This window comes from Chryseobacterium sp. KBW03 (assembly GCF_003852415.1).
GTDB classification, from domain to species: domain Bacteria; phylum Bacteroidota; class Bacteroidia; order Flavobacteriales; family Weeksellaceae; genus Chryseobacterium; species Chryseobacterium viscerum.
The window spans coordinates 1-4125 of record NZ_QAJO01000016.1 but is presented as its reverse complement, the minus strand read 5'-3'; the positions used below and the strand labels follow the sequence as shown (position 1 = coordinate 4125).

At 41.0% G+C, this 4125-nt stretch carries 1 protein-coding gene; it reads left to right on the top strand.

Annotated features, from left to right (window positions below; all coding sequences use genetic code 11):
- Positions 1–274: 274 nt before the first annotated feature.
- Positions 275–4125: fibronectin type III domain-containing protein (locus DBR39_RS23440; RefSeq protein WP_148089922.1), on the top strand; the 3851-nt coding region annotated here is incomplete at its 3' end.

Sequence of the window (4125 nt, the reverse complement as noted above, 5' to 3'; positions counted from 1 at the left end):
CGATGATAACGGTAAAACTGTTCAGAAGAAATTTATCAAAGAATAAGTAAACTAAATTTCAAATAGAATGAGCCTCCAGAAATGGAGGCTCATTTTTTGTAATAATAAATGGTATTTTTTACGAATTATTGTTCAATTATGACCTGTAAGTATGGATATTTAAATTGAATAACTCATTTATTAATATGTGCTAATGATTTGAGTTATCTAATTGTTTATTGATAAAAATATAATTAATTTTGTAAGATTAACATATATTTCTAACCAAAACATTATGAAGAAACTCTTTACCTCTTTACTTCTGTTTCTCGGGTTGGTTTTTGGGATGTCATTGCATGCCCAGATAGTCACCATTGGAACAGGAACTAGTACACAGCGGTATCCTTTGACTCCCTATTATGGGTATCAGAGGTCTGCATCGCTTTATACTGCTGCAGAAATAAACACTCCGGGTGGGGGAAGCATTTTATCCGTTGGATGGGAGGCTACCACAACGATGAATATTACCTTCCCGGTTAAAGTGTATTTAAAATCTGTACCAGCTACTACTACAGCCATCACGGCTCAAAGCTGGAATACTGTAACTACTGGCGCTACTTTAGTATACAGTGCGAATGTAACCAGCCTAGCGGTTGGTTGGAATACCCTACAACTACAGCTTCCATACAATTATAATGGAACGGATAATCTTCTGGTTTTAGTTGAAACCAATTATGGAGGATCCGGAGGAGGTTCGGGAACGGCTGGAGCAGGCTTTAAATACAGTACTGCCACGGCAAGTCATATGTATTTCGAAGCAGATACTACAGCACCTACAGGAAATGGTACATTATCGGCCAGCAGACCAAATGTTCAATTAACTTTTGGTACACCGCCTACATGTTTACCTATGCCTCCCGGAGGATCTTTATCTACGGGAACAATAACGGCTACCAGCGCAGTACTGAACTGGACAGCTTATTCATCTGCACCTGCAGGAGGATATGATATTTATTACAGTACGACGAACACTGCTCCGACAGCAGCGACACTTCCTTCACAAAACGTTCCTTCCGGAACTACTGCAACTCTTTCACCATTAGTGCCTAACACAACGTATTATGCATGGGTAAGAGCAAAATGTAGTGCTACAGCCCAAAGTGCATGGTCAGGGCCAATAACCCTTACCACACCTCCTACATGTCCACCAATGCCTACAACCGGATCATTATCCATTGGTACGGTAACTCCTACAAGTGCTGTACTAAACTGGACCGCTTTTTCATATGTGCCGGCAGGAGGGTATGATATTTATTACAGTACAAGTAACACAGCTCCAACAGGGGCAACTGTACCTTCACAAAACGTTCCTTCCGGAACCACTGCAACTCTTTCACCATTAGTACCTAATACAACATATTATGCATGGGTGAGAGCAAGATGTAGTGCAACGGATCAAAGTGCATGGAAAGGACCTCTTTCTTTCTATACAGGATATTGCGTACCTACAGGAGGTACTTCAAGTACATCATATTATCTGAATAATATTACAACAACAGGTGGTATTGCAAATTTGAATTATACTGCAAACAGCTATACAGCATATGTAAATAATTCTGCGACTGTTGTTTCCGCAATACCGAGTACTTCAGTAAACGTGAACCTTGCAGCTGCAGGAAATAATACATATTACTATTATATTTGGGTTGACTGGAATAATGATATGAACTTCAATGGCCCTGGTGAAACTATTCTTGCTACTACGAGCTATACTGCAACTGCTACGGGGACTATTCCAATAGCAGCGGGACAGGCTCCTGGTAACTACAGAGTAAGAATGGCAACATCGGAGTTAGGAGTTCTTACTGCTTGTGGGCCTGCGTCTGCGGGTAACTATGTGGACTTTACATTGAATGTTATTGCTTTACAACCGTGTTCAGCGGCTCCCCCAAGTAATATTGCTGTTTCAAACCTTACTGCAAGTACGGCTGTTGTAAGCTGGGTTCCTGCAATAGGAGCAACGTATACATTACGATACAAAAAGGTTACGGATGCTACATGGACAACGATTAACATTACAACCCCACTTACAAGTAGTCAGCTGCTTACCAACTTAGTAGATCAGACACAATATGAAGTTCAGATAGCTACTATTTGTGGAGGTACTACAGGAGCGTTCTCACCAAGTGTGAACTTTACAACTCCAGCACTTACGTATTGTACAGCTAACCCTACAGGTAATACCGGGACAAGCGGCTATATTAATAATGTAACAGTTACTCCGACGAATGCTCCTATTATGTTTAGTAATTCAGGATCGGACGGATATAAAGATTATACAACAGATGCTACAAGAATAGTTATCTTGGAAAGAGGTTCAGGAAATACAAATAAAATTTCTGTGAACAAATACTGGCCAGGTTCTAGCAGCTCTTATGGAATTTCAGCTTGGATCGACTTTAACAGAAACGGAACATTTGAAACAAATGAAAGAGTTCTGAATACTACAGCCAGTACAACTACTCCTGTAACAGCTACTTTCCCTGTTCCTAATGCTGCAGGCGGAGTTTATACAGGAACTCAACCAACACGTATGCGTGTTGTAATGAGTACAAGCAGTACTAACACTCCTTGTGGAACATTCACTCAGGGAGAAGTAGAAGATTATCCGGTAAGATTTGTAGACCCTCAAACCTGTACAACAGCTCCTCCAACGAGTATTACAGTAAATAATATTTCTGCAAATAATGCAACCGTATCATGGATTTCTACAACAGGAGCTACGTATACTGTAAGATGGAGAGTTGCTCCAAGTGGAGCATGGCAAACCGCTACTGTACCAGCTGGTCAGAACTTCTATGGAATTACAGGTCTTACAGAACAGACGAATTATGAAGTTCAGGTTTCAACCACTTGCGGAGGTGCTACAGGATCTTATTCATCATCAGTCGCATTTACAACGCCGCCGTTGTCTTACTGTCAGATGACAGGTTCTGGAACGAATGACCATATTTCGAATGTAACCGTTACCTCTTCGAATCTTGGAGTTCCTCCAATGAATAATACTTCAGTACAGACTAACTATATAAGCTATACTACTCCAGAGACTCTTATTACTTTAGATGTTAATTCTCAAAATAATAAAATCTCCGTAGCAAAAGGTTGGACGGGTGCAACAGGAAACGATGCTGTAACAGCATGGATTGACTTTGACAGAAACGGACAGTTCACGGATGCTGAGAGAATCTTAATTTCTCCAGCCAATACCACAACTCCGGTTACTGCCACTTTTGCTGTTCCTTCAAATGCATATACAGGGCCATTGACAACAACGATGAGAGTTGTAATTAAACGTACAAGTGCTCCTATTATGTGTCAGAATGCAGTAGATGGAGAAGTAGAAGATTACCGAGTAAGAATAAGACCTTGCAGCAATGCAACGCCTAATGCCCCTACATTTACTACCACTCATACAACCGCTACTGTTACCATTACAGGAGCAGGAGTAAGCTACGTGGTAAGATACAGAGTTCAGGGGACAACAGCATGGACACAAGTATATGCTTCTACCCAATTGGGTAACCTTCCATTAGTGATTAATGGATTAACGCCTGCTACGACTTATGAAGTAGAAGTAGCTGCTATTTGTGGAGATACTGTGGGAACGGCAACTCCAATCAAGACATTTACGACACGATGTGATCCAACGCCTCCAAATGTGACCGTGGGTAACATTACTCCAACTACAGCATTGATTACATGGGCTCCGATAGTACCAAGTTCTACTTATACTATGAGATGGAGAAAAGTAGGAACTACAACATGGAATATTGTAAGTTTACCTGCAGCTCCCGCAAACACGTATGTGTTAGGTAGTGTTACTCCTTTAGAGCCTTACACCACTTATGAAGTTCAGATTGCTAATCAGTGTAACGGAGAAACTACTCTGAATCCATATTCTAACCCTAAAGTATTTACAACGGAAAGAATATGTCAGATTCCTCCTCCGGGATTAACTATTACCCAATTGCTTCCAACCTCAGCAGAGATTACATGGGATCCATTCCCGGGAGCAACCTATGTTCTTAGATACAGAAAAGTAGGTATTCCAAGCTGGACAGAAGTGCCGTCATTAGTTAATAACCT